This is a genomic window from Shewanella corallii (assembly GCF_023349125.1).
GTDB lineage: Bacteria > Pseudomonadota > Gammaproteobacteria > Enterobacterales > Shewanellaceae > Shewanella > Shewanella corallii.
The window spans coordinates 78446-102216 of sequence record NZ_JAKIKT010000004.1; the positions used below are offsets into that span (position 1 = coordinate 78446).

Sequence of the window (23771 nt, forward strand, 5' to 3'; positions counted from 1 at the left end):
AAAACCCGGCCTGAGCCGGGTTTTGTCGCTTTAGGTTTCGCCTTAGCTACATAGCCCAGACAGTGATCTGCAGCCCCAGACCATTCTCAAACTGATCACCGGAAACATATTGAGTGAAGAACAACTGGGTAATAACCGACTTGGTCCACTGGTATTCAACAAACGGTTTGAGATACGCCGCGTTTTTAAAATCCGGTAACTCCTGATCTTCACAGCCGCTGCAGGCGAGGATGCCCCTGCTGATATTGCTGTATCTGTACCCGGCAAGCAGACCCAGAGTCCAGCGGTCCTCAGGTGGAAACTTGTACTGCACGCCCGCCTCCAGATACCAGGAAAGGCCTGTGACATCAGAGCTGACGCTGCGGGTTTCATCCGACAGCTTGTCATTCACCTCCTGTTCAAAGGGGGCTTTATCTTCGGTATAGAAGTAATCAACCCCGACAGCGAACTGAAAATAGTCCTTTAATCTCGCCTTATAAAAGACTCCTGCAGTCCATGCACTGTCATCCAGCCCCTGATCACTCTGCTCATCCAGTGAGATTCCCTGCAGCTGCAGGCCAATATAGTAATTATAAAAGTCGATGCTCCCGGCCTTTACCTGAGAACAAAGCAGAGTGCCCAGCAAAAAAACGATTAGCGTTAGCGTCTTTGTCATAATCCCACTCCCTGTTGGCATTGTCTGACCAAATGCAGCTGCCGCCTTTGCTGTCTTGCTGCATAAAAGAGAATTCCATTCTGGTATTGATATTGATAGCTGTGTCCATCCAGTCCTGTGTGGGGCGTACTGCTCCATACCTGATCCAGCGGCACATTGGGAAAAGCGAATGGATTCAGCGGCGGTTCCTCACAATGGGTTTCCACCGTTTGTTGTAACTCCTTGATACTGGGCAAACGCCAGCGGTTCTCCCCTGTCAGCCCCTCTGCTTCAGATGCATCAACAGCCAGAACTATCGCCTGTTGCCAGTCCAGCAACGCTACTTCACCCTCGTCGCACAGGTCACCACTGAGCCCCTCTACACAGCGTCGCCAAATCAAGCCTGTCCAGCTGTCGAACACATTACCTGCATCATCCCGTTTAAAGCGGCTGTTGGGGCTGCTGACAACGCCAACATCACTGCAGCGTTGCAAAGGAGCAAGCCGGTTTCTGAGACTGATATCCAGCTCCGGCTCGGTGATCTCAGCCGCTGGCTGCTCAGGCACACTGGCATTGCGAACCAGGAGTACATGGTGAGGATCCCGGCTACTGCCGCCAGCCACGGTGCCAAAGTTAAAGTTCACCGACCACACGCTGCCGACATCGTCGGTGTCCAGCGTTGAGGTCCAATAGATATCAGATTTGATGTTTGGGAAGAGATCGGTATCTATGCTGGGCTGTTTATTGGCGTAGTACACCAGATCCTGCAGCTCTGTCTTGGTGGGCAAACGCCAGTCATTGAAACCACAAAGCCCGGCACTATTGGTTCGGCCGATTACATGCTGAGTGTCACAGCTCTCCTGCTGACACTCACCTAAATTGACGCTGGTATAGTCTGGCTGACCATTGTCTGACCAAGAGTAGGTTTGATTACTGGCTCTCAGGCCCTGAGCATCATCAGGCGCCTTGACCTCCCACATTAAGCCTGTGGTCACATCCAGTACGCACTGCCAGGAAGTTGCATCCTTATCGAGCAGATCGCCATTGGCAGACACTTTGACAAAGTCGAATCCGGCAGCCCCTGAGCCGGTTTTACTCAGCTCACCCAGTGCCGCTTTGCGGTCCCGGCCAAAGTCACAATCCTGAGGATTGGCAGTATCAGCGCAGCTCGCCAGGTTCCCGGATGGAAAAACGCCGGAGAAGGTCACACCGGTATCATTTGCAGGCCTGACCATCTCATCGCAACTGCAAGGTCCATTACAACTGGCAAGCTCCGGCAACTCCGCAGGTTCCGGTGCAGGGGTCTCACCACCGCCTTCGCCACCACTATCTGTCGGCGTCTCGGCTTGAGTTTCAGCCGCTTCATACAAACAGCCACTCAGTAATGCACAGAGCAGGCCAGCATAAACCACAGCAGACCAGGTTTTCCCTGCTTTCATCCATCCCTCCGTGGTCGCCCTGACCAGACCCAGCAAGCGCTTTAGAAATAATTGATTTCATTAATGAGTTTAGAAGAAGTTCATGGCTCTGCAATGCCACCAGCCAACCCTGACCAACAAGCGCCAGTCCAATTAGCATTTTTACCAAGCTGACCTAATCTTATGAGTGGCAAGCGCAAATTTGGCGACACGTCAGTTTGAGTGTTGACAGGGAGAGCTCATCCAAAAGGAGGGGCAGGTTTAACAAGCATCAAATGAGAAGGTGACGATGGAAACAGTCGATCCCGTTCTGACAGCATTTTTACCCAGTGATATCAGGGCTATGTTCCTGCCTTACGCCAGTGTCCATCTGGGCGCTCTGGTGCTGAATTTGCTGACCGGATTTCTAATGGCTCTGCTGATTGGGGCTCACTTCAGAAAGTATGCCAGCGCCTTTTGCAACCGCCAGGATTTCAGTCGTCTGTTTCCCCTGTTGATGTTGACCGTGATTCTGATCATCACGGTAGTAAAAGCTTCATTGGCTCTGGCACTTGGGCTGGTTGGTGCGCTCTCAATCGTTCGCTTCAGAACCCCGATTAAAGAGCCGGAAGAGCTGGTTTATCTCTTTCTTAATATTGGCGTGGCGGTAGCCCTGGGGGCAGGACAAACGCTGGCAGCGATTCTTGCCTGTTTTGTCACACTGGCGCTGGTGACCTGGGTAAAACGCAGGGCGATTAAAGAGTACGAAGAGAGAGGGATTTTTCTGACCCTCAGCTATGGCGGCAGTGAAAGCATGCAACTGGGGGAGCTGAAGTCCATGCTGGCTGACCATATGGACAGAATTGAGTTACGCCGTTACGACGATGATGCTGGCCAGATAGAGGCCTGCTTCTTTGTCACGGTTAAGGAGCCGGGACAGATAGATAGTTTGTTTCAAGCCCTTAAAGACAAATATCAGGGGCTGAACCTGTCACTGCTTGAGCAACACAACATTGCCGGGGTGTAGTGATGGAGATACTGCCGGATCGTCGTAAAAAGCGCCTGGGGAGATGGGAGAAAATCACCCTGATACTTGGGCTGCTGGTGCTGGTTGCAGCACTGACCCCATCCCCGGCCTGGGTGAAAACTTTCCTCATTCAAAAGGGCTTTATGGCCATGTCCAACAACAGCGGCGATAAGGTGCGTCAGCTGGTCAGTGACGGGTTCAAAGCGCCGGTCAATATGTTGCGGGCCGACAGCCAACTGCCTCTGTTACAGCTGGATATCAAGTATCAGGAGTGGATGAAACTGAGTGCCGATCGTGACCAGGCACTGGCAGATGGTGTGATTCCCGAGCAGAGACAAACGGTCAAAGCCAGCCTGCAATACCTGAATAAAAGTTACAAAGCCAAAGTCAGGTTGCAGGGGGATATGCTGGATCATATCAAGGGGCCGAACCGTTGGTCATTCCGGGTCCAACTTGATAAGAAGCAGGCGATTTTCTCCTCCCGCAGATTTGCTATTGTCAGCCCGGATGTCCGTATCCATCAGGGGCCAACTCTATTCAGCGAGACCATGAAGTATGCTGGCTTCGATGTTATAGCACCTTTCCATAAACCTATTAGAGTCATAGTCAACGGCAGTGACTGGGGCGTAATGCTGTTTGAGCAGGCGTTTAGTCAGGAGTTGCTGGCAGTCAACAACCGTACCGAAGGCCTGATCGCCCGTCTGGAGCTGGACGGCGAGTATCTGGATGATGAGGGACTGCTGGTACGTAAACTCAGGCCCAGGGTACTGCAGCAGGGCACTATTATGGGGAACCCAGCGTTAAGGCGTCAGCGGACCCAGGCACTTGGCCTGATCAGTGACTTTCTGGCCGGCACCCGCCCAGCCAGCGATGTGTTTGATACCGTTAGACTTGGTCAGTATCTGGCGACAGTTGATGCCTGGGGTGCCTGGCACGCCCTGACCTGGAACAATTGGCGCTGGTATTTTAATCCCCATACCGCCCGGCTGGAGCCCATTCAGAGTGACGTCGCCGTCGTGCCAGCCGCCCATATCTGGTTAATGCGGCCCCCCAGCCAGTCCTTTCATCTATCCAGAAAAATGCTTGCTGACGGACAGGTTCGAGCCAGCTATCTGGCCTCTCTGGCCAAGCTGAAGCATGATCTGATATCAGGAAAGCTGACGGCTCACCTGCAACAAGCCGAGACGATACTCAAACGTCAGTTGCATACCAGCGCTCCCCTGCTGGGCAGCTTTGACCTCAAGGTACTGCAGACACAGTTAACCTGTTTGAACACTGGCTTCAAAAAACCTGAGTGCTCGGAAATTCAGGCCATGGACCCAGCCCTGCATAAACACTTTGATCGGACTCATGCGATCCCCCCCTGGGACAGAGCCTCTCAATTCACCAAAACACCAGAAGGCTATCAGCTAACCGTAACCAACACTCTGCCAAAGCCGCTGCAAATCGCAGAGTTAACGGGAAGCACCCGGTTTGATGAAGTGGCTGAACTGGACAGTGATACGGTCACCTTCCCCACCTTATTGGCACCCGGTGAAAGCCTGAACTTTGCTATTCCTTTGAAGTACCCGACAGTGACCCTGTTCGCGGCTGAAGTCGGCGGCAATATGGCCCCCTATGAATGGTCGGACAGCCATAATCAGAACTTTTTGCCCAGAGGGCAGGCGCCAGCAAACAAGCTACCGGACTTCATTGTGCCTCAACAGAACGCCTGGCAAATTCGTCCCGGCAATTGGCAAATAGACGACTACCTGGTATCACCGCCGGACTGGAAGCTGCTGATCCCGGCAGGCACGACACTCTCCTTCGCCCCCGGAGCCGGACTCATGATATTTGGCGAACTGCATATCGCCGGAACAGGAAACAAGCCAGTGCAGTTAAACGCCAGCAACCCCAAACAGGGGTGGCAGGGCCTGACACTGATGGGAACTGAGGGATTAAGCTCCTCCAAAATCCGCCACCTTAACGTCAGCCATGCTGCCAGTCCCAAACAGGGAAACTGGCGACCCAGAGGGGCCGTCTATCTGGTTAACTCCAAGCTCGATATAGCCCATTTAAGCATTACCGATAACAGCTCTGAAGATGCCCTCAATATCATCAATAGTCAGGTGGAGATTAAGCAACTGCAGATCAGCAATGCCCTGTCTGACGCCTTTGACTGTGATTTCTGCACCGGCACCATTGAGGGGGGGAGCTTCAGTAATATAGGAAAACGCTCAGGCGGCGATGGTATCGATGTCAGCGGTTCCAATCTCAGCATCCGGGATATCAATTTTTACACCGTCCGTGACAAGGCGATTTCAGCCGGCGAAAACAGTCGTCTCGATGTCAGTCACTGCCGTTTTGATGACGTTAACTTTGCGCTGGTTTCCAAAGACGCATCCCACATACAAGCCGATAATATCGAGATAGGCTCTGTCACCCACTATGGCCTGATGAGTTACAGCAAAAAGCCTTTCTTTGGCCCTGCAACCATGGCGGTTGAAACTCTTAAGTGTGACGGTTTTTCCTGCCTGGACAAGGCCAGAGTCGCACTGGAAAGTCAGCTCTTGCTGGATGGCATCCCCGTGCCGCCAAAGAAACTGAATGTCAAAGAGTTGTACCGCACAGTGATGAAATCGGATAAGCCCCAATGACACACAGCAGACGCTTTGAGGTAAAAATTCCTATCCCACTCAATCGGCTGTCAGAGGTACTGGTTTGGCTGCGCAGTCACCCGGCTCTGTTTAAGTGCCAGCATGCCCCCAGATACGTCAACAGCCTGTATCTGGATACTGCAGACCTGGGCAGGTTTGAGGAAAACCTCAGCGGTATCAGCCACAGACGAAAAGTCAGGATCCGCTGGTATCAGGAGTTAACCGTAGCTGATCGCGCCACACTGGAGTTTAAGCACAGGGAAGCCGGTAAGGGATATAAAGTCAGTTTTCCCACTTCCCTGCCCCTGTCACAACCCGACTTCAGCTGGCACAGGGTACTGCAAACCTGTTACCGCACCTTGGATGAAAACGGCCGTCAGCTTTGGGGATCTGAGTTAAACCCAGTCCTTATCTGCCGCTATCAAAGGGAGTACTTCTGCTCTGCTGATGGGCATATCCGTGCGACTCTGGACAGAGAGATGCAGGTGTTTGACCAGAGGTATCAGCGCAGGGCCAATCTCTCAAAAGCCAGGTCACTGGGCGACTATGTCCTGCTTGAACTGAAGGCCGATGAGACCTTTGAGACCCAGCTGTCAGATATCATCTCAAGCTGTCCGCTGCGGCCATCCCGCCACTCCAAATATGTTAACGGCATCCGCAACCTGTTCTTTGGTTAACGGAGATAAGCCAATCAATTTGTAGGTTAATCAGGATTGTTGTACCTATATTGATCTGCACACTTCTCCTCGACTGAATTATTCGCTAGCTTGTGAATATCAGTCATCAAGAGGGAAGCGCCAGTGAAGAAACACAAGAATGAAGCTCAACTGCTAAAGATGGCTCTGGAAATCGGCCTAGCCTATGCCCACAAGCGGGGATTCAGCATCCCGAACAAGAAGGGATTTTCTGAGAAAGATAAGGTGGAGTGTGTCTACCGTCTGTTGGTGCAGGATCAGTTAATCGGCCCCCTGCCGGAAGATAAAGAAGATGGCCCCAATATGCGCCACAGGCTGGTGATGTGGATCAGCCATAAGCTGCCAACGGAGCATCCACTGTTAAATTAAGCGAGACTCAGGCAAAACTAATAACTACTAAAAACATAACCTTATGCCCTGCAACTCCTGTAATGACAATATCTTCAAACGCAAGCTGGGACGGTGCAGGGCTTGTATGTTGCAACTCACTCTGCTGTCAATTATCGGCTGGCCACTTTGGCTCTATCTCTATGCTGACTCCCCCACCCAGGTTAATGCCATTGCGCTTGGATTATTCTGCTGTGCCTTCAGCGGCTTGTTGATGATACATCTGATGGTCAAAGCAGGACGTGTGCTCAAAGCCAGACAATTGCGTAATCTCAGGCGTCGACCACGGCCCCGTAGCTTGCAAAACGGCATTTGAAATCTTTACAGCCTCAAACCGGTCAGCTTACTCCCCACCAAGGAGTCTCCTATGCCCGCAAAAATCGCACTTTCCGGAACCTGCTACTGGTGCCTTCAAGCGGTACTGGACCATATGAAAGGGATCAGCAATACCCGCATCGGCTGGTATCAGCATGAGTCCGACAAGTTTGAAGTGGTTACTGCTGACTGGGATCCACTGCAACTTCCCCTTGCCGAGCTGCTCAGAGTACATTTATGTATGTTCTGTCAGGGCTCTGCTCACGCCCTGAGAAGTCGCTACCCCCACGGTATCTATTTCGATAATCCCGGCACAATCGCAGAGGCCAGAGGTGTGCTCGAACAAAACCCACAAGCATCGCATCTGCATGTGGCAGCAACCCGTGAGTTGATCGCAGCTGATGAGCGCTATCAACACCTGTTTCTTCGATACCCAGGGCTGCCTTTTTGCCGTCGGATAGTTGCACCACTACAACAACTGAGATGGATACCAATTAAAAACAAATTTCACAGTCGGACTCACGAATAAAATTTCCACCTGCATATCCCAGTGACCAAGCTCTCAACACTTAAATATTCAGTCCCTTAGCCTTCTCCATCAGATAAAAAGCCAGACAATGGCGATAACACAAGGATGGTTTATGAAGGTCAAATATCTTTTACCCCTGGGGGTCATGTTGGTGACGCCGACTTATGCTGCGGATTTCAGTGTCGGCGGCTTCCTCAAAACCAACGTAAAATTCGCTGATGGTGATCTGCCATTTAAAGAGATCTACGATGGGATTATGCCTCCCGGCGACACGACCAGGAAAACCCAGTTCAGCGCTCAGGAAAGTCGTATCAACGCCACTGTGACCAAAGGAGAGGTTAAAGGCTTTATCGAGATCGACTTTGCCAACTCTGCACAGGGCAACAGCATAGTGTCCAACTCCTACAGCCCCCGCTTGCGCCACGCCTATATCAGCTATGAAGGCCTGACGGTGGGGCAGACCTGGTCCACCATGGTCAACACCTCCACCTTCCCGGAATCAGCCAACCTGGGCGGTCCTTTGGTCGGTGAAGCCATGGTTCGTCAGGCATTGGTGCGTTACTCATTCGACAACAACGCCTGGCAAGTCGCACTGGAAAATCCAACCACCTATGGCAAATACATCAATCAGGACGACCAGCTGGAAAGCTATCCGAAGGAGGATGACTACATCCCCGACCTGATAGTGCGTCGTAACTTCGGTGGAGACTGGGGCAATGTGTCAGTGGCAGCTTTGGTCAGAGGCCTGAAGCCGGTAGACAGCTATGAAGCTGCCTTAGGTGGCTCCATCGCGGGTAAGTTCAATTTGCCCGGCAGGGATGACCTTCGTATTCAACTGCATTACGGCAATCTGGGTCGTTATGTCGGAACCGGTGCTGCACTGGATATCTTCCACGGCGAGCTTGAAACCACTCTGGGGGGCACAGTGGCTTATCGTCACTTCTGGAACGACAACCTGCGTTCATCCATTTTCTACGGCCAGACCAAGACGGAAATAGAGAACAACAATCGTCGCCAGTATGCGGTCAACCTGTTCGGCAATCTGACCCGTGAGTTGGTGGTGGGTGTGGAAGTGGGACGCTATGACGTAGATGATGGCAGTACTGTCGGGCGTCCTGAGAATATCAGGGGCAGCTCCAACTATGTGCAGTTCTCCATGCAGTTCTTTATCTAAGTTGTTACAGCGATAAAAATTGAAAAACCACGGCCTGATGCCGTGGTTTTTTCTTCGCCTTGTGGCAACTTTGTTCAGTCTGCTATCACTCTTTCGTTTTGCAGCAGCTCTATCACAGCATCAAATCTCGCCGGCAGCTTACGCTGTCGCTTCACCACCAGATAAAGGGACTCCGCCACCGCATTGGGGGTCTCGAGCAGCTGCAATTTATCGCTGTCACTGAACGCCTTTACGGCAGCGAGAGGCAACAAAGTAAATCCCAGCCCCTGTGAAACCGGCAATAATATCTGTGAGATTTGATTGATATATCCGGAAACTGACAACACTCTGAGATCCGCCTGTTGAAGTTCAGGCTCACCACAACGCCCGGTAAAAATATCCAGATAGTGCCTGACATCCGGGTGCTCAATCAGCCCCAATCTCTGCATACTTTGCCAGGGAGACGACAAGGGCATACCAGCGGGAAACACCATACACAGAGGCTCGCGCCCCAGAGGGATAATGTCGAATTGATTGGGGTCAGGTTGCTGAGTCACTATGCCAAGATCCATCTCACCGGCAATAACATTACTGAATATTTTGTGGTTGGGTGCAGCTTCCACCATCACATTCAAACCGGGCCAGGCTTGCTGTAGCTCCAGCAGTCTGGGGTAAAGCACCAATGCCTGTGAGCCAGAGCAGGCAAGTCGAATATCGCCCTTGCCCGGGTCATTCACACCCAGTGAGTCCAGCAATCTAGCCTCCTGCTCCTCCAGAGACAAAGCATATTGGTATACCGCAAGGCCCTGCTCTGTCAGTTCAAATCCTTTATTGATACGGTTTAACAAAGAGTAGCCACAGGCTTGCTCCAGCTTTTTAATATGCTGACTGACGCCGGGTTGCGTCATGTACAGAAGTTCAGCCGTGCGGGTAAAGTGCTTCTGTTCCACCAGCACTTTAAATGTGGTCAACCATTGGATATTCAGCATCAGCCAAGCCATAACTCAAAGTTATTAAAATACTCATTGATGATAACTCCAGTTTGAGTGAGGTACCAAGGTGCAGTGCTGTTTAACGTTATTGGGCGCAGCATTTTCATCAGCCCCGATATACAATTCCTGCACAGATACCCATCCAGCTAAACAAGAATGGGACAAAGGAGAGGGACATAATGGAGTCAGTAGGAAAGTCAGCATTGATTGTCGAAGGAGGCGCCACCCGTGGTATATGGTCATGTGGCATTCTGGATTACTTCATGCATCAGGATTTCAACCCCTTCGATAGCTTTTGGGGCGTATCGGCCGGGGCCAGTAATCTTGCCGCCTTCCTCGCACAAATGCCGGGCCGTAATCTGAAGGTGTATGCCGACTACAGCTGTCGTAAAGAGTTTCTGACCCCGGGCAAATTTCTGTTGGGTGGAGACCTGATGGATCTGGATTGGATGTGGCAGATAACACTGAAAGATCTGGGAATAGATAAGCAGGTGCTGGCACAGGAAAAACGTCCCTTCTTTCTCGGCGTCACCCGCAGAGACACAGGCGAAAGTGAATATATCACGCCGTCACCGGACAAGCTGGCCGAAACCATGAAGGCATCGAGCGCGGTTCCTATCGCCTACAGAAATGGCGTCCAACTGGGACAGCACAGATACGTAGATGGCGGCGTCAGTGATGCTATTCCCGTCGCCGAAGCCATCAGGCGTGGGGCCACTCAAATTATGGTGCTGCGCAGTCGTCCAGCCTCATACCGTAAGAGTGCGCCAGCGATACCGGGACTGATGAAACCAATGTTGAAAGACGCCCCGGCACTGATCCCACTGATGCAGACCCGGCATATCCGCTACAACAAAACACTGGAGCTGATAGCCAATCCGCCTGCCGGCGTCAACATAGTTCAGATCTGCCCACCGGAAGGCTTCAAAGTAAAGCGTCTGGGCAATACTGCGGAAGATGTTAAAGCAGCGTATGAACTTGGCTATCAAGCGGGTTCCCGGGCAATACAGGCCTGGATTGAAGAAGCGGTAAGATAAAAGAAAAACAGGGCCAAACGGCCCTGTTATAGTTATTGGAACAGACCACCCAGATAGGTGATAAGCAATCTGTTCTGGTACTCATCGTTATAATTCCAGGCCGCAATGCTATAGGGAGCACGCTGGTAACGCGCCTGAATAAAGATGGTATCCCCCTGCTCCAGTTCCATAATGCTGTTAACCGCAGCTATGCCAGGAATCGCGCAGCCATAATTGGCAATATCGGCGAATGTCACAGGTCCAATAGCGTTATTTCCACCAGGTGCGGCAGCATTGGGCAATGAGATGCCAATTCTTAATAGATAGTTATAGCCACAGGCACGTTGAGAGTATCTGGCATCAATGCTGTACAAGCCTGTCTGAGGAGCGGTGAACATATGAGAATTGGGGTCAAATGAGTAATTCACATTGATGTCAGCGTGGTTGTACTCCACCACCTTAATCCGACCATTATTGGCTTCAGTCAATTCAGTCCCGGTAATCTTGGCATCCACAACAACTGTGTTGGGCAAGACATAAGAGTTGGCATTGGCGGTACCGGCAAATCCAAGTGCACCAATCACTGCCATCAGGGATATTCTTTTTATAGTGTTTTTAAACATTGTTATCCGGCCTCCTGTTTACATTTAAGCAACACGGATCCTTGCACACAAAAACACCAAAAAACAACAGATAACACCAAGACCGCAGCGAAGCGCGACACAAATAACCACAAACAAATAATGGAATAAACAATCAAGTCAATAAGATGTGCCACCATTCAGGAGGAAATCAGCCTACGTTCACTAGTGTGAAATCATTGTTTTGGGTAAAAAAACAGACATAAAGCACACATTTTTTCGGGAGACTTGCCTCACAACTTCTCAAGGGTAGAATCCGCGCCAACAAAATTTATTGCGCTGTATAACCCTGGAAATTTGGTCCAGAAGTCTCTACCACAAGACCTAATCTTGTGACTACAGCACAGTCCTGTTCAGATCTTTTTCGATCTGAACTCCAGTGTTATCTGCCAATAAATTACTCCATCAATGACAGATATGGGCATTACTGTGGCACTGGAAACTCTCCTCAATCGCGCCGGCACCAATCCGGTTCTGGACTCCACCTTTAAACTCACCGAGCGCAAAGCCAAAGTAGGCACAGAGCTCTACGCCGGCTTTATCACTTTTCTGGCCATGAGCTACATTCTGGCGGTTAACCCAGCCATATTGGGTGGGATTCCCGGGATGGATAAGGGGGCGATATTTACCGCCACGGCCATCGCGGCAGCCATCGCGACTCTGATTATGGGGATCTGGGGTAACTATCCTGTGATGCTGGCTCCCGGCATGAGTATGAATGGCTTTTTCAAAGGGATGCTGCTGTCCAGTTCTGTCGCTTTGCTTTGGCACGAAGCTCTATTTGGCATCTTCCTGTCCGGCGTGATCTACCTGATCTTCTCACTGACCCGTATACGCAAGCAGATGATCGAGTCGATCCCCGAAGATCTCAAGCTGGCAATTACCGTATCTCTGGGCCTGTTTATTGCGTTCCTGGGGTTGAAGAATGCCGGCATCATTGTCTCCAATCCCATAATTCTGGTGAGTATGGGGGATATCAAAACCCCGCAGGTGGCCATCGCCTTTATCAGCTTATTTGTCGCAGTGGGCTGCATGGTGCGCAATGTTAAGCTGGCAACCTTTATCGCCTTTATGACCTCAATTTTGCTGACTCTGGCCAGTGACGCAGTACTGGGTACCAACTATGCCCCTATCCCGGACCAGTGGTTTTCGGCACCACCAAGCATGGCCCCCAGCTTTGGAGCCGTATTTAACTTTGAGTTTTTGACCGCTGACAAGCTGTTTGACCTGCTGTTTATTGTGATTATTTTCTTTATCGTCGACTTCTTTGATGGCCTGTCCACCATAGTGGGGGTTGGCAAGGACGCGGGTATTATCGACAAAGACGGGAAGGTGCCCAACGCCCGGGCAGCCCTGGTTGCCGACGCCGGCGGTACAGTGATTGGCAGTGTGCTGGGTACAACCTCAATCACCTGTTTCTCTGAGTCAGGCATTGCTTCAGCTCAGGGGGCAAAAACTGGACTGGCTGCGGTCGCCACGGCTGCCTTATTCCTGCTGGCGTTATTCTGCTACCCGGTGTTCTCCATGTTCTCTACCGCGATTGTGGCACCGGCCATGATAGTGGTGGGGATTTACATGGTGGGCCGCCTGGGCCAGATCCAATGGCACCAAAAGGAGTCCTGTGTCGCGGCCTTCTTCACCATAATGTTCACTATTCTCAGCTTCTCCCCTGCCAACGGCATGGCCATGGGCTTTATCAGCTACGCCTTTGCCATGCTGGTGGCAGGCAAGGGACGTCAGGTTCACCCTATCATCTATGCCCTGAGCCTAATCTTTATTGCTTATCTGGTGATGTTGTAATCCCACCTGCCACCACTGGCAAAAATTCTGTTTAAAGGGCTGCAATTGCAGCCCTTTCTTTTTCCAGTCTTGACTACACTTTAGGTTGGCATCTGCATGGAATAAGGCCGTGCGCTTGCGCTCATCAGAAAAACTTGTGAATTCATTACTATCAGGGACAGGAGCCAAACATGATGTGGTTTGGAAATAAAACTCAGGATTTAACATCACAAATCAAATCCTTACCTAATGAAATTCAGTCATCTGTTGCCCTCTGTAGCCTTGATGCACAAGGCCGCATTATCGCCACAACAGACCTGATGGAGTCCTACCTGCAAACCCGCACCGATAAGCTGAGCGGCGTTTCCCTGCTGGATAAACTTGAATCGCAAATAGAGACCAGCTGGCTTGCAATGACCCGTAAATTGCCGGCCTCCTTTGAAGTCAGCCGCAACAGTGCCTCATACCAACTGGATATCAGCAGCGACCCATTAAAAGGCCACTATCTGGGGGTGCTCACCCGTAAAACCGATGCAGAGGAAAAGCAGGACGACAGCCTTGAAGACGCGGTCAACGCCTGTTTTGGTGTGGCACACTATGCCCCGGATGGCACCCTGATTTCAGCCAATCGCGGATTCGAGCAGGTTGTTGGCAGGGATACGCAATCACATCACTGCAACTTCGTCGCATTCAGTAGCCAGCCCCAGCAGGAAGCTATGTCACAGCTCTGGGCATCCCTTATTCCAGGTGAAGCTCATCAGGATCTGCTGCAATGGCAAACTCCTGATGGCAAGCGCATCTGGGTACAATCCAGCCTGATCCCGGACGTCGACGATAACCTCAATATTGTCCGGGTTCGCCAATTTATCAGCGATATGACTCAGATGGTGGAAAGTCAGCAGGAGGCAGGTTGGCAACTGGGTGCCATTTCCCAGTCACAGGCTGTCATTGAGTTTGATACCCAAGGCAATATTCTTACCGCCAACAGCAATTTTCTCAGCGCTATGGGATATCAGCTGACCCAGATTCAGGGGCAACACCACAGAATCTTTATGCCAGCGGAAGATGCCGCCAAACCCGACTACCAGAACTTCTGGGCGAACCTCGCCAGAGGCCAGTATTTCTCTGGTGAATTTCGCCGTAAAGACAGTCAGGGAAGAGATGTCTGGATACAGGCCTCCTATAACCCCATCAAAAATGACGATGGACAGGTCGTCAAAGTGATCAAGTTCGCTGCGGATATTACTGAGCAAAAACAGAAGAGCGTTGACTATCAGGGCAAAATCGACGCCATCAACCGCTCTCAGGCGGTGATTGAGTTCACCCCGGAGGGGCTGATCCTCACCGCCAATGACAACTTTCTCGGCGCCATGGGCTACTCAATGGAGCAGATTAAAGGCAAACACCACAGAACCTTTATGCCCGCTGAAGCTGCTGCATCCCCCGAATACCAGAAGTTCTGGGAGGATCTGGCCAGCGGCAGCTTCCAACAGGGTGAATTTCGCAGGGTTAACAGTCGGGGCCAGGATATCTGGATTCAGGCATCCTACAATCCCATCCTGGACAACCAGGGCAGAGTGGTGAAAGTGGTCAAGTTTGCCACTGACATTACCGCCCAAAAGCTGAAAAATGCCGACTTTGAAGGTCAAATCAAGGCTATTGGCAGGTCCCAGGCCGTTATTGAATTTACACCGGATGGCACCATACTCGACGCCAACGATAACTTCCTGGCCGCTCTGGGCTATCGGCTCGATGAGATCAAAGGTAAGCATCACAGGACCTTTGTCAGTGAAACCGAACGGAGCAGCGAAGAGTACAAGCAATTTTGGGCCGATTTGGGCAAAGGCAAGTTCGCCAGTGGTGAGTTTATGCGGGTGGACAAGCAGGGCAATGAAATCTGGATTCAGGCCTCTTATAATCCAATCCTGGACAATCAGGGGCAAGTGCTGAAAGTCGTCAAATATGCTTCTGATATTACCGCTCAGAAGCAAGCGGTGAAGAGCATTATGCACTCTGTCATGGCCATGTCCCGTGGCGACCTTACCTGCAAACTCCCCACTGACTTGGAAGGCGAGTTTGGCAAACTGGCCATCTCTATGAACACCCTGCTGGATGAGCTTTCCACCATGGTGACTCAAATCCGCGAAGCATCAGAAAACGTGATGCAGGCTTCAAGCGAAATAACGCAGGCCAACACTGATCTCAGCCAGAGAACTGAGTCTCAGGCAGCTGGTCTTCAGCAAACAGCCGCCGCTATGGAGAGCCTGACCAAGCTGGTGTCAGGCAATGCCGGACAGGCATCTGAAGCAACCCGGGAGTCTGATGAAATAGCCAAACGCGCCAAAGAGGGCCAACTGGTTGTGGGTAATACCATCCAGGCTATGGACAATATTCAGTCCTCAAGTAAGAGCATTGCTGACATCATTGCTGTGATTGATGAGATTGCGTTCCAGACCAATCTACTGGCTCTGAACGCTTCAGTCGAAGCAGCCCGGGCGGGCGAGCTGGGACGGGGATTTGCCGTGGTAGCCGCTGAGGTCCGCAATCTTGCCCAACGTAGTGCCAACTCCGCCAAGGAGATCAAGGAGCTGATCAACAAGAGCGTCGACGCGGTCGACAACGGCAGCGTACTGGTCGCCCGTTCCGGAGAAACTTTCGCTCAACTGGTCGCTGCAGTTGAAAACATCACTGTCATGGTCAACAACATAGACGAAGGCAGCCAGGAACAGGCGAAGGGAATCAATGAAATCAACACAGCGGTTTCAAACATGGACAGTATGGTGCAGCAGAATGTCTCCATGGTGGAGCAAGCCTCTGTCGCCAGTCAGTCACTGAAGGAACAAGCTGAGAGCCTGCTTGAGCGGGTAGCCTTCTTCAGTACCGCCTCTCCCAATCAACTATCGAGAACAGGCAATACCGTAGCGCTGCGCAGAGCCGGAAGTTAATCAGGTCTGTTAATGGGAGTCGGCCTGACCTCAATCTTATCAGGCCGATTTCCCTCCAGCGACAGGATAGTGAACTGCCAGTTTTGCCAGGTATAGGTATTCCCCACCTCAGGCATGCCTCCGAAACACCACATCAACATGCCGCTCAGGGTGTGATATCCATGCTCCTGTTCATCGGGTAAAGACTCCAACTCCAATAAGTCCTTCAATACCAATACCGGGATCATGCTGTTCATGGTCCAACTGCCATCAGTATTTCGCTCCGACCATACACTGGTCGATGACTTATCTTTAAACTCTCCGGCCAGGGCTTCAAGCAGATCTTTATGGGTCACTATCCCTTGCAGATCGCCATATTCATCCACTACAAACACCAAGTGCTCACCACTGTGTCGGAAGAACTCGAGCAACTGAGTACCAGTCCAGCTTTCAGGGATAAAGACAGGCTTGCAGACAAGAGTCCCAAGTTCACGGGTGTCATTGCCACCGTTCAGCTTAAAGCTCAGCAGCTGCTTGGCAGATAGCACCCCAATCGGGCTATCTATATCTCCTTCAATCACGGGAAAACGTTCATGTTCACAGGAGATCAGTTTACTGAGGTTATCATCAAGCCCTTTACTCATATCGAATGCCAGTATCTCACTTCTCGGGGTCATCAATGACGATACCCTGCGGTCATCCAGGTGAAACACATTGCGAACCATATCCCGCTCTCCTGCGTCAACCGCACCGGCCTGAGCCCCCTCATTGATCAGAGCAAAGATATCTTCTTCGGTGACCCCCTCCTGTGCTGCATCACCTTTACCCAAGATTCTCAGGGCTAGCTCTGTAGACCAGGCCAACAGAGACACAAAGGGTTTCGATAGTGTCGACAACAAGGTCAGAGGCCTTGCCATCAAACGGGCAAAGAACTCAGGACTGAGCTGCGCCAGACGTTTGGGAACCAGTTCACCGACGACAATAGACAAATAAGTGATACCCAACACCACTACGGCAGTGGATGCCATAGAAGCGGTTTTTTCTGCCATGCCCCACTGCACCATATGGTCTGCGAGGGGAGCCGCCAATGCCGCTTCACCATAGATACCATTGAGCAATCCTATGGCTGTAATACCGATTTGTACCGTTGACAGAAACCGGGTTGGTTCCTGCCCCAGCGCCATGGCAGCGGCTGCTCCTGCATCACCTTTATCCGCCAGCTTTTGAAGCCGGCCCTTTCTCGCTGAAACCAGGGCTATTTCAGACATGGCAAAGGCGCCATTGAGCAGGATTAACAGCAGCAGAATAAGCAGATCCATAGGGACTTCCAAGTGGGATAACTTTCGCCAATCACTTTGGCTTAAGCAGACGCAAAGCTAAAGTGATTGTTTGTTTAATGTGCGCCTGATAACAATTTCAGCCGCCTGAAAGCGCAGCGCCGCGACTCTTGCAGTGCGCAGCCATCTCTTGCCTGTTAATGCCCCGGCAGTGCTTCAGCTTTAGCCACTGTCTTATAAGATGTTTTGCTGGAAAGTCAGTTTGGTAATCCAGACTTACGGGTAATTGTCCCGGCCGGAGAAGATGTGTCATAACAGCTGTTTTTCACCAGAGGGCTCGATAATGAAAGTAACCGGAATGCTGAATATATTTATTGTGATAGGCATTTTACTGATGGCGCTGGGCATTTATCTGTTTACAAAAACCCAGGAATTTATCGACAGAGCCGTTCCGGTGCAGGGAGTCGTTGTCGAATTGGTTGATACAGGTGAAGGCAGTATGGCTCCCGTAGTGGAGTATAGGGACGAGGCAGGCCAGCAACATGTATTCAAATCCAATACAAGTTCCAAGCCGCCATCCCATGAAGAGGGCGAAACTGTTCTGGTGCTTTATGACCCATCAGCAGAAGACGCCCCCTCAACCGCCAAGATACGTTCAACACTGCATCTTTGGGGGTTAAGTTACTTCTTTCTCGGCTTTGGAGCCTTATGGCTGCTGATTGGTGGAGGGGCCCGCATCGCCGTAAGCAAGCAGAGCCCGCGTTAAAACTCCAACAACCAGGATTTGAGCGTGCCGGGTTCATTGTTGATAGGATCTCTGACTTTCAACTGCCAGATCCCGGCCCGACTTCTCTCTCTTGTGCCAGCCGGAAAGGTGCGGGTCGGCCCATCGCCATAAAACGCCTGGCCACTGCGTTTGAGCCTGTATACCCGGCCAGAAGGCCCAATTAAGTCCAGCTCCAGATTATCAGGGTTGGGATGATCGACGGCGACCTCCACCAACACAGAATACGCACCACGATCTACATCCCACACCGATGCATGACTGACCAGCCAATTGTCCCAGCTCGGGTTCACATCCGAAATCGGATATTCAGTACGATTGCCGTAAAGCACTCTGAACTCATCAAACAGGGTCATCTGCCAGCGTTTCAACCGACCGGACGACTGCTGGTTATGGTTGGCGACTTCCAGTCTCCAGTTACCCTGATTAGCAGCATCTTCCCCTTCAGAAACCGTGACGACAAAGGTTTTAACCATAGATGCTGCGCCACCATTACCTACTCTGTCCTGCAATACATAACGATTACCCGTCGGACTGTGAAGAACCAATTCAAGTTCGTTGATAGTCGGATGCTCTACCTCTACTCGTACCTCAAGCTTTTTAACGGGTTCAGCCACGGGCACATTCACCGAGCTTGAAGCTGAACCACTTACAGCGAGAGCAACCGGGTTATCATTGGAATAGGTTCCTCCGGGAGGGCAATCTGATGTACAGGGTGGCGGTGGACAAGCAGCACAAACCACCTCTTCAAGGGAGTAAAGCAGCTTATTGAGCGAGCCGCTGGGATTACTAATTTTACCTTCAGTCCCACGCTCAACAATATCATCCCGGATTTGCACCGGTGTCATGCCAGGATGTGCATCCAGCATGAGTGCCACTGCGCCAGCTACATGTGGAGAGGCCATTGAGGTCCCACTCCAGGTCGCCGTATTGCTATTGGAACCTATCATGGCCGAAGTGATACTCACACCAGGAGCAAATATGTCGATACAGCTTCCGTAATTTGACCAGCTGGCCCTACGGTCGTTGCGGTCACTCGCTGCCACTGTGATTGCCTTCATTGCCCCTGCCGGTGACACATTGCAGGCATTAGTACTCCAGTTACCCGCAGCCACCACCACATTGATACCCGCATCGACAGCTGCATTAACCGCGTCATTAAGAGCGCGGGATGAGCCGAACTGCAAGCTGATATTGGCCACTGATGGCCCGGTGCGATTGTTGCGGATCCAGTTCAACGCCTGAATGACCTGAGTAGTACTGCCGGAACCGCCACAACTGAGTACCTTAATACCCACCAGATTGACGTTTTTTGCCATTCCCCAGGTACTGCCACCTATGGTCCCAGCCACATGAGTCCCGTGGCCATGACAATCACTGGCATCCGGATCGTTGTCGTAAAAGTCATAGCCACTGGTCGCTCTGCCACCAAAGTCATTATGAGAATTCATCACCCCGGTATCGATCACATAGGCCGTCACACCACTGCCGTCATAGTCATAGTGATAGTTGCCGTCTAAAGGCAGGTCCCTCTGATCTACCCTGTCCAGCCCCCAGGAAGAGGTCGACGAAGAGGCAGATACTGGCGCTACTCTGGTCAGTTTTACCGGTTCAATATAAAGAACATTGGGATCTCGCCTCATTCGACGAATTTTCCTGGGAGAAGCCCTGACTTCCACAGCATTGATGATGTCACCGAAATCATCAGCCATCCTGACTCCATATCGGTTTTCCATCATGTTGGCCTGCATCCGGGCATAATCGGATACCGCCCCCTTACTGCGGGTATTAAGAATGCTGGGGGTATTAAATACGACGATATAGGTGTTCTTAAAGCCCCGATTGACTTCCTTGGGAGGTTTAAGCTGGAATTCCTTTCCTTTTAAGTTCGGAGCGCTGTGAGCTGTAGATAGCCCCAGCGCTGACATTGCCAGCATGGCTGACATCAGGTATTTGTTCTGCATAATTAGCTCCTGGATCAGCTTAATCTGGCCATCGCGCCACACAATGACCAATCACCAAGCTAACACCAGCTCACTATTTGTACAGAGCAAATACCTAAATTAGCGCCAAATGACAGCAGATTGTTTTTACAAACTCAGGATTTCAACTCCTGTCAATTAGTCGGGAATCAATTAAATACCCGATCGAACTCAGCCTGATCCAGATACTTTTCAAATGCCCCCAGCGCCTCGGAAACACTGGCCTCTGTCATCAGTTCCTGCATGGCAACTTCGCCAACAAACCCAAATGCCATTTCAAAGGCCTGAACCCCGCCGGTTTCAAAAGCAAGTTTGGCAGTTTCAGGACAATCCTTGGTCAGTAACCGTGTGATCAATTGACCCACATAGCGGTCCGAATTGTCGGTATCCTTGGCAGTGGCATTGGAGTACTGCTTGATCGTGCTGTGATGTGACATACCGAAATAAATCCACTTAGCCAGTTCTTTGCGCTCCTTGCCACTTAATGAATCTGTCATGCAGGCGCCAAACTCCTGAGCAGGTGACATAGCTTGAGCACTGGCGGGAGCGGCGAGCACGGCCAATAGTGGAACAATTGCGACATCGCTTTTCATCTTCTTTCCTTGTCAGTTTTCCTCGGTTCTAAATATCACCAAGGGGCCATCAACCTCATCCTACAGGAACTTTGCCCGAAGACTCCAACTCGCTCATTCAACTGGCCATCACAGAACCGCTTCAACAGGATTTACCAAAATGCAATTGAGAACTATTATCAAATAAACTGTAAGGAGGAGCAGTAATGAGCCATTTAGCCTTTGTGGGAATAGATAAAGATAAGCTGGCAAAGCTGATCGCTGATGGCGTGGTGTGCGCCGCCGACCTGCGTTGCCTTGACCGGGATACTAAAACCTTTTTGTGGCATACCTGTCTGTGGGCCTGTAAAAACAAGCTGAACTGCAGCAGGTGCCAGACGCCCTGCAAAGCGGGGATGATTAGGGAAAATTATACTGAGTCAGAGGTACAGACTGTGCCAATTAAGCTGGATAACTGACTTTGGCCGTCACCCGGGGAAGTTGGCCGGCCATCCCCCCACCATAGAATTTGCTCCAGGACGAACAGTTCAGGTCGAAAGGATGGCCATAAGCAAAGTGTAGAAGCTCATATTCAGTCTGCAAACGGGTATCAGGGATGATTTCTCCCATGAAAGCCAAGTACCTGAAATCAAACAGGCTAAAAATTGACCTGAAACAAACTTTTGTCATCTGACACAGAAACTCGGCTCAAAAATTGAGCCAGGTCAAAATATCAACAGCTCTTAATTACATACTGATTACATCTTATTTCAGTAATACAGCATGAACAGGAGTTTGATAATGAGAGCTGGCATGAAACCCGAGTTGATAGTACTGATCCTGACAACTGTTGCACTGGTCATCACACTGGCAGGTCATATCGCCATGGCCTTTATACTGGAGTTTCACTCCCTGGGCATGCTGGCGGCCCCAGTACCCTTTGTGCTGATGGTCATTGCAGCCGCGGCCGTGTTCTATGCCTCCAGGGCAGATAAAAGCAGCCACTGAAACTGCTCAGCCCTGGCTGGGCCGGTTGACACACCAACAAATGCACTCCAGATTGGACTGAGTGTTTTTTAAACACCAACCTATAGGAGCGCTTATGAAAAAGTTTCTTGTTGTGGCAATTTTGGCTTTGCTGACAATGGCCTGTACCAACCACCTTAGTAATGAAGAGTGGAAAAACCAGGTAGAAGCCAAAGTAAAAGATTGGCAACTTCAATCCTTACCCACTATCACCACCTTCACGCTGGACAGTTGGTCATCACTGGGGGAAAGGTATCTGATTATCCGTACCAGCCCATCAAGACCCTATTTAATTGAATTGAACTCCCGCTGTCCCGGCCTGGACTTTGCCAACGCTATTTTAACGGAACAGTCGACATCTACCTCCCTGTCAGCCAGATTTGATTCTATTACTCCCGGCAACAGTCCCGGCATTCCTTGCCAGATCAGCAAAATCTATCCGCTGACAAAGGAACAGGCTAAGACACTGCAGGCTCTGGATAACCCACCGGCAGACAAAAGCTAATTTAATGACAGTTAATCAGCCTCTGTAGTCAGAGGCTTTTTGTTGCCATAACATCCTTCCTGTCACTTAGACGCAATACCACAAAGTCGGTGCCGCACAGGGTTTCGGCCTTTTTGATCACGCCATCCCTTTAGCGCCATCAAAACAAAGTGTGACATTTTATGTCCAACTGTTGATCTTTTAACCGCACGCCTTTAAATTGATATCAAAATGATATCAAAAGGAGTTGGTTATGATTCAAGAGCGACGTGGATTTTCTCTGAACGGCTATCTGGTCTTTGCCATACTGATCGCCCTGCACATCAGTTTTTTACTGGTGATCGACAGTGGCAGTGAACTGGCAGGCATTGTGGGTACTGTCCTTACAGGTTTATGTTGGCCCGGTTTCTTTATGGTGCAGCCCAATCAGGCTAAGGTGATGACACTGTTTGGCAGTTATGTCGGCTCAGTGCGCGAAACAGGCCTGCGCTGGACCATCCCTCTGTTTATCCGCAAAACCATCTCATTGCGGATCCGCAACTTTGAAAGTGCCAAAATCAAGGTGAACGACAATCTGGGTAATCCTATCGAGATAGCCAGCATTGTAGTCTGGTCAGTGACAGACAGTGCCGAAGCTGTGTTTGAAGTCGACAACTACGAAAGCTACGTCAACATTCAGAGTGAAGCTGCACTGAGAAACATGGCCAGCAGCTATGCCTATGATCCTCAGGATGAGGATGGTATCGCCCTGCGCAGTCACCCACAGCAAATTTCTGAGAAATTGAAAGAAGAGATTCAGGACCGTCTTGGCCGTGCTGGTGTCACCGTCCATGAAGCCAGGATCAGTCACCTTGCCTATGCTCAGGAGATCGCCAGTGCCATGCTGCAACGTCAACAGGCGACGGCCATTATCGCTGCCCGCGCCAAGATAGTTGAAGGAGCAGTCGGCATGGTAGAAATGGCACTGGAACGTCTGCACGATAAAGGCGTTGTTGAACTGGATGAGGAGCGTAAAGCCGTGATGGTCAGCAACCTGCTGGTGGTACTGTGCGGCGATAAAAGCACCCAACCCGTAGTGAATACCGGCAGCCTGTACTGAGGTACCTATGAGCAGTAAAAAGGCCTATCCGCTGCGCATCAACGCAGATGTCCTGGCGGCCATGCAACGTTGGGCTGATGACGAACTGCGCAGTGTCAATGCCCAGATTGAATACGTGCTGAGAGATGCTTTGGTCAACAGTGGCCGGGTAAAACTGGTGCAAAAAGTGGTCACCGAAGTCACAGAGGCTGATGCTGATAACGAGCAAGATGGAAAATAATCTCGCTTGTGTCAGCAATCAGACACCAGAGATAAATTGCAGATTTTCCCATGAGCCGTTAGGTTTAAGCATTAATCTGCTGCGATAACAGTCATCAACAGATGATTTTCCCGGGTTGTTCACTTCCTGAAAGCCCTGGTCCATCAAGGTTTGAACTGTTTGACGTTCCCGGCAGGGGTACCGGCTATGAGTTTAATTCATAGCCGCTTTACCCATGTCCGGA

At 50.9% G+C, this 23771-nt stretch carries 23 protein-coding genes and 1 riboswitch; of the genes, 16 read left to right on the forward strand and 7 right to left on the reverse strand.

The features are described from left to right. Positions 1–46: 46 nt before the first annotated feature. The gene (locus L2725_RS11885) at positions 47–655 is read right to left on the reverse strand and encodes an outer membrane beta-barrel protein (RefSeq protein ID WP_249249143.1); all 609 of its coding nucleotides are present in this window, start codon (positions 653–655) and stop codon (positions 47–49) included. Beyond that, entirely contained in the window at positions 652–2073 is a 1422-nt protein-coding gene (locus tag L2725_RS11890; RefSeq protein WP_249249144.1) for an Lcl C-terminal domain-containing protein, read from the reverse strand. The genes L2725_RS11885 and L2725_RS11890 overlap by 4 nt, the downstream gene beginning before the upstream one ends. 268 nt (positions 2074–2341) lie before the next feature. Here L2725_RS11890 and L2725_RS11895 point away from each other — a divergent pair, with 268 nt between their 5' ends. From L2725_RS11895 to L2725_RS11925, 7 genes are all read left to right on the forward strand, one after another. Next, on the forward strand, positions 2342–3058 hold the full coding sequence (locus tag L2725_RS11895; RefSeq protein ID WP_249249145.1) for a DUF4956 domain-containing protein: 717 nt from the start codon (positions 2342–2344) through the stop codon (positions 3056–3058). A gap of 2 nt (positions 3059–3060) precedes the next feature. Beyond that, on the forward strand, positions 3061–5694 hold the full coding sequence (locus L2725_RS11900; RefSeq protein WP_249249146.1) for a CotH family protein: 2634 nt from the start codon (positions 3061–3063) through the stop codon (positions 5692–5694). After that, the gene (locus L2725_RS11905) at positions 5691–6371 is read left to right on the forward strand and encodes a polyphosphate polymerase domain-containing protein (RefSeq protein ID WP_249249147.1); all 681 of its coding nucleotides are present in this window, start codon (positions 5691–5693) and stop codon (positions 6369–6371) included. The genes L2725_RS11900 and L2725_RS11905 overlap by 4 nt, the downstream gene beginning before the upstream one ends. A gap of 123 nt (positions 6372–6494) precedes the next feature. Continuing rightward, positions 6495–6758 carry a DUF5062 family protein gene (locus tag L2725_RS11910; RefSeq protein ID WP_248936633.1) on the forward strand — a complete coding sequence of 88 codons (264 nt, stop codon included), beginning with the start codon at positions 6495–6497 and terminating at the stop codon, positions 6756–6758. 43 nt (positions 6759–6801) lie between these two features. After that, the gene (locus L2725_RS11915) at positions 6802–7092 is read left to right on the forward strand and encodes a DUF3624 domain-containing protein (RefSeq protein WP_249249148.1); all 291 of its coding nucleotides are present in this window, start codon (positions 6802–6804) and stop codon (positions 7090–7092) included. A 51-nt stretch (positions 7093–7143) separates the two neighbouring features. After that, the gene (locus L2725_RS11920; RefSeq protein ID WP_249249149.1) at positions 7144–7620 is read left to right on the forward strand and encodes a peptide-methionine (S)-S-oxide reductase; all 477 of its coding nucleotides are present in this window, start codon (positions 7144–7146) and stop codon (positions 7618–7620) included. 112 nt (positions 7621–7732) lie between these two features. Continuing rightward, on the forward strand, positions 7733–8794 hold the full coding sequence (locus L2725_RS11925; RefSeq protein WP_249249151.1) for a DcaP family trimeric outer membrane transporter: 1062 nt from the start codon (positions 7733–7735) through the stop codon (positions 8792–8794). A 74-nt stretch (positions 8795–8868) separates the two neighbouring features. Here L2725_RS11925 and L2725_RS11930 read toward each other — a convergent pair whose 3' ends face one another. Further along, positions 8869–9762, reverse strand: coding sequence for a LysR family transcriptional regulator (locus tag L2725_RS11930; protein WP_249249152.1), 894 nt, complete (start codon positions 9760–9762; stop codon positions 8869–8871). A 182-nt stretch (positions 9763–9944) separates the two neighbouring features. Here L2725_RS11930 and L2725_RS11935 point away from each other — a divergent pair, with 182 nt between their 5' ends. After that, the gene (locus L2725_RS11935; RefSeq protein ID WP_249249153.1) at positions 9945–10802 is read left to right on the forward strand and encodes a patatin-like phospholipase family protein; all 858 of its coding nucleotides are present in this window, start codon (positions 9945–9947) and stop codon (positions 10800–10802) included. A 32-nt stretch (positions 10803–10834) separates the two neighbouring features. On the opposite strand, the gene L2725_RS11940 is transcribed toward L2725_RS11935, so the two are convergent. Next, entirely contained in the window at positions 10835–11404 is a 570-nt protein-coding gene (locus L2725_RS11940; protein ID WP_249249154.1) for a hypothetical protein, read from the reverse strand. 277 nt (positions 11405–11681) lie between these two features. Continuing rightward, a riboswitch (purine riboswitch) is annotated at positions 11682–11781 on the forward strand. Positions 11782–11851: 70 nt separating this feature from the next. Between L2725_RS11940 and L2725_RS11945 the strand changes: the two genes are divergently transcribed. Then, complete coding sequence (locus tag L2725_RS11945; protein ID WP_249249155.1) at positions 11852–13222, forward strand: NCS2 family permease; 1371 nt, start codon at positions 11852–11854, stop codon at positions 13220–13222. Between the two features lie 170 nt (positions 13223–13392). Continuing rightward, on the forward strand, positions 13393–16146 hold the full coding sequence (locus tag L2725_RS11950) for a methyl-accepting chemotaxis protein (protein ID WP_249249157.1): 2754 nt from the start codon (positions 13393–13395) through the stop codon (positions 16144–16146). On the opposite strand, the gene L2725_RS11955 is transcribed toward L2725_RS11950, so the two are convergent. Further along, positions 16143–17444: a hemolysin family protein gene (locus tag L2725_RS11955; RefSeq protein ID WP_249249159.1), complete on the reverse strand. Its 1302-nt coding sequence runs from the start codon at positions 17442–17444 to the stop codon at positions 16143–16145. The genes L2725_RS11950 and L2725_RS11955 overlap by 4 nt on opposite strands. Positions 17445–17745: 301 nt before the next feature. Here L2725_RS11955 and L2725_RS11960 point away from each other — a divergent pair, with 301 nt between their 5' ends. Next, complete coding sequence (locus L2725_RS11960; RefSeq protein WP_249249160.1) at positions 17746–18168, forward strand: DUF3592 domain-containing protein; 423 nt, start codon at positions 17746–17748, stop codon at positions 18166–18168. Here the strand turns inward: L2725_RS11960 and L2725_RS11965 are convergent. Continuing rightward, entirely contained in the window at positions 18165–20150 is a 1986-nt protein-coding gene (locus L2725_RS11965) for a S8 family serine peptidase (RefSeq protein ID WP_249249161.1), read from the reverse strand. The genes L2725_RS11960 and L2725_RS11965 overlap by 4 nt on opposite strands. A gap of 167 nt (positions 20151–20317) precedes the next feature. Continuing rightward, positions 20318–20761, reverse strand: coding sequence for a hypothetical protein (locus L2725_RS11970; protein ID WP_249249162.1), 444 nt, complete (start codon positions 20759–20761; stop codon positions 20318–20320). Positions 20762–20946: 185 nt separating this feature from the next. Between L2725_RS11970 and L2725_RS11975 the strand changes: the two genes are divergently transcribed. From L2725_RS11975 to L2725_RS11995, 5 genes are all read left to right on the forward strand, one after another. Continuing rightward, complete coding sequence (locus L2725_RS11975) at positions 20947–21198, forward strand: hypothetical protein (RefSeq protein ID WP_249249163.1); 252 nt, start codon at positions 20947–20949, stop codon at positions 21196–21198. 322 nt (positions 21199–21520) lie between these two features. Further along, a complete protein-coding gene (locus L2725_RS11980; RefSeq protein ID WP_249249164.1) occupies positions 21521–21727 on the forward strand; it encodes a hypothetical protein in 207 nt (68 codons plus the stop codon). A 94-nt stretch (positions 21728–21821) separates the two neighbouring features. Further along, the gene (locus tag L2725_RS11985) at positions 21822–22250 is read left to right on the forward strand and encodes a DUF6491 family protein (protein WP_249249165.1); all 429 of its coding nucleotides are present in this window, start codon (positions 21822–21824) and stop codon (positions 22248–22250) included. A gap of 232 nt (positions 22251–22482) precedes the next feature. Further along, a complete protein-coding gene (locus tag L2725_RS11990; RefSeq protein WP_249249167.1) occupies positions 22483–23328 on the forward strand; it encodes an SPFH domain-containing protein in 846 nt (281 codons plus the stop codon). Positions 23329–23335: 7 nt separating this feature from the next. Next, complete coding sequence (locus tag L2725_RS11995) at positions 23336–23548, forward strand: type II toxin-antitoxin system antitoxin (RefSeq protein WP_115137231.1); 213 nt, start codon at positions 23336–23338, stop codon at positions 23546–23548. Positions 23549–23771: the final 223 nt, after the last annotated feature.

Excerpts from the sequence above, each read along its gene's own strand:
- L2725_RS11885 (WP_249249143.1), bottom strand. The coding sequence starts at position 655 with ATGACAAAGACGCTAACGCTAATCGTTTTTTTGCTGGGCACTCTGCTT.
- L2725_RS11890 (WP_249249144.1), bottom strand. The coding sequence starts at position 2,073 with ATGAAAGCAGGGAAAACCTGGTCTGCTGTGGTTTATGCTGGCCTGCTC.
- L2725_RS11895 (WP_249249145.1), top strand. The coding sequence starts at position 2,342 with ATGGAAACAGTCGATCCCGTTCTGACAGCATTTTTACCCAGTGATATC.
- L2725_RS11900 (WP_249249146.1), top strand. The coding sequence starts at position 3,061 with ATGGAGATACTGCCGGATCGTCGTAAAAAGCGCCTGGGGAGATGGGAG.
- L2725_RS11905 (WP_249249147.1), top strand. The coding sequence starts at position 5,691 with ATGACACACAGCAGACGCTTTGAGGTAAAAATTCCTATCCCACTCAAT.
- L2725_RS11915 (WP_249249148.1), top strand. The coding sequence starts at position 6,802 with ATGCCCTGCAACTCCTGTAATGACAATATCTTCAAACGCAAGCTGGGA.
- L2725_RS11920 (WP_249249149.1), top strand. The coding sequence starts at position 7,144 with ATGCCCGCAAAAATCGCACTTTCCGGAACCTGCTACTGGTGCCTTCAA.
- L2725_RS11925 (WP_249249151.1), top strand. The coding sequence starts at position 7,733 with ATGAAGGTCAAATATCTTTTACCCCTGGGGGTCATGTTGGTGACGCCG.
- L2725_RS11930 (WP_249249152.1), bottom strand. The coding sequence starts at position 9,762 with ATGCTGAATATCCAATGGTTGACCACATTTAAAGTGCTGGTGGAACAG.
- L2725_RS11935 (WP_249249153.1), top strand. The coding sequence starts at position 9,945 with ATGGAGTCAGTAGGAAAGTCAGCATTGATTGTCGAAGGAGGCGCCACC.
- L2725_RS11940 (WP_249249154.1), bottom strand. The coding sequence starts at position 11,404 with ATGTTTAAAAACACTATAAAAAGAATATCCCTGATGGCAGTGATTGGT.
- L2725_RS11950 (WP_249249157.1), top strand. The coding sequence starts at position 13,393 with ATGATGTGGTTTGGAAATAAAACTCAGGATTTAACATCACAAATCAAA.
- L2725_RS11955 (WP_249249159.1), bottom strand. The coding sequence starts at position 17,444 with ATGGATCTGCTTATTCTGCTGCTGTTAATCCTGCTCAATGGCGCCTTT.
- L2725_RS11960 (WP_249249160.1), top strand. The coding sequence starts at position 17,746 with ATGAAAGTAACCGGAATGCTGAATATATTTATTGTGATAGGCATTTTA.
- L2725_RS11965 (WP_249249161.1), bottom strand. The coding sequence starts at position 20,150 with ATGCAGAACAAATACCTGATGTCAGCCATGCTGGCAATGTCAGCGCTG.
- L2725_RS11970 (WP_249249162.1), bottom strand. The coding sequence starts at position 20,761 with ATGAAAAGCGATGTCGCAATTGTTCCACTATTGGCCGTGCTCGCCGCT.
- L2725_RS11975 (WP_249249163.1), top strand. The coding sequence starts at position 20,947 with ATGAGCCATTTAGCCTTTGTGGGAATAGATAAAGATAAGCTGGCAAAG.
- L2725_RS11980 (WP_249249164.1), top strand. The coding sequence starts at position 21,521 with ATGAGAGCTGGCATGAAACCCGAGTTGATAGTACTGATCCTGACAACT.
- L2725_RS11985 (WP_249249165.1), top strand. The coding sequence starts at position 21,822 with ATGAAAAAGTTTCTTGTTGTGGCAATTTTGGCTTTGCTGACAATGGCC.
- L2725_RS11990 (WP_249249167.1), top strand. The coding sequence starts at position 22,483 with ATGATTCAAGAGCGACGTGGATTTTCTCTGAACGGCTATCTGGTCTTT.
- L2725_RS11995 (WP_115137231.1), top strand. The coding sequence starts at position 23,336 with ATGAGCAGTAAAAAGGCCTATCCGCTGCGCATCAACGCAGATGTCCTG.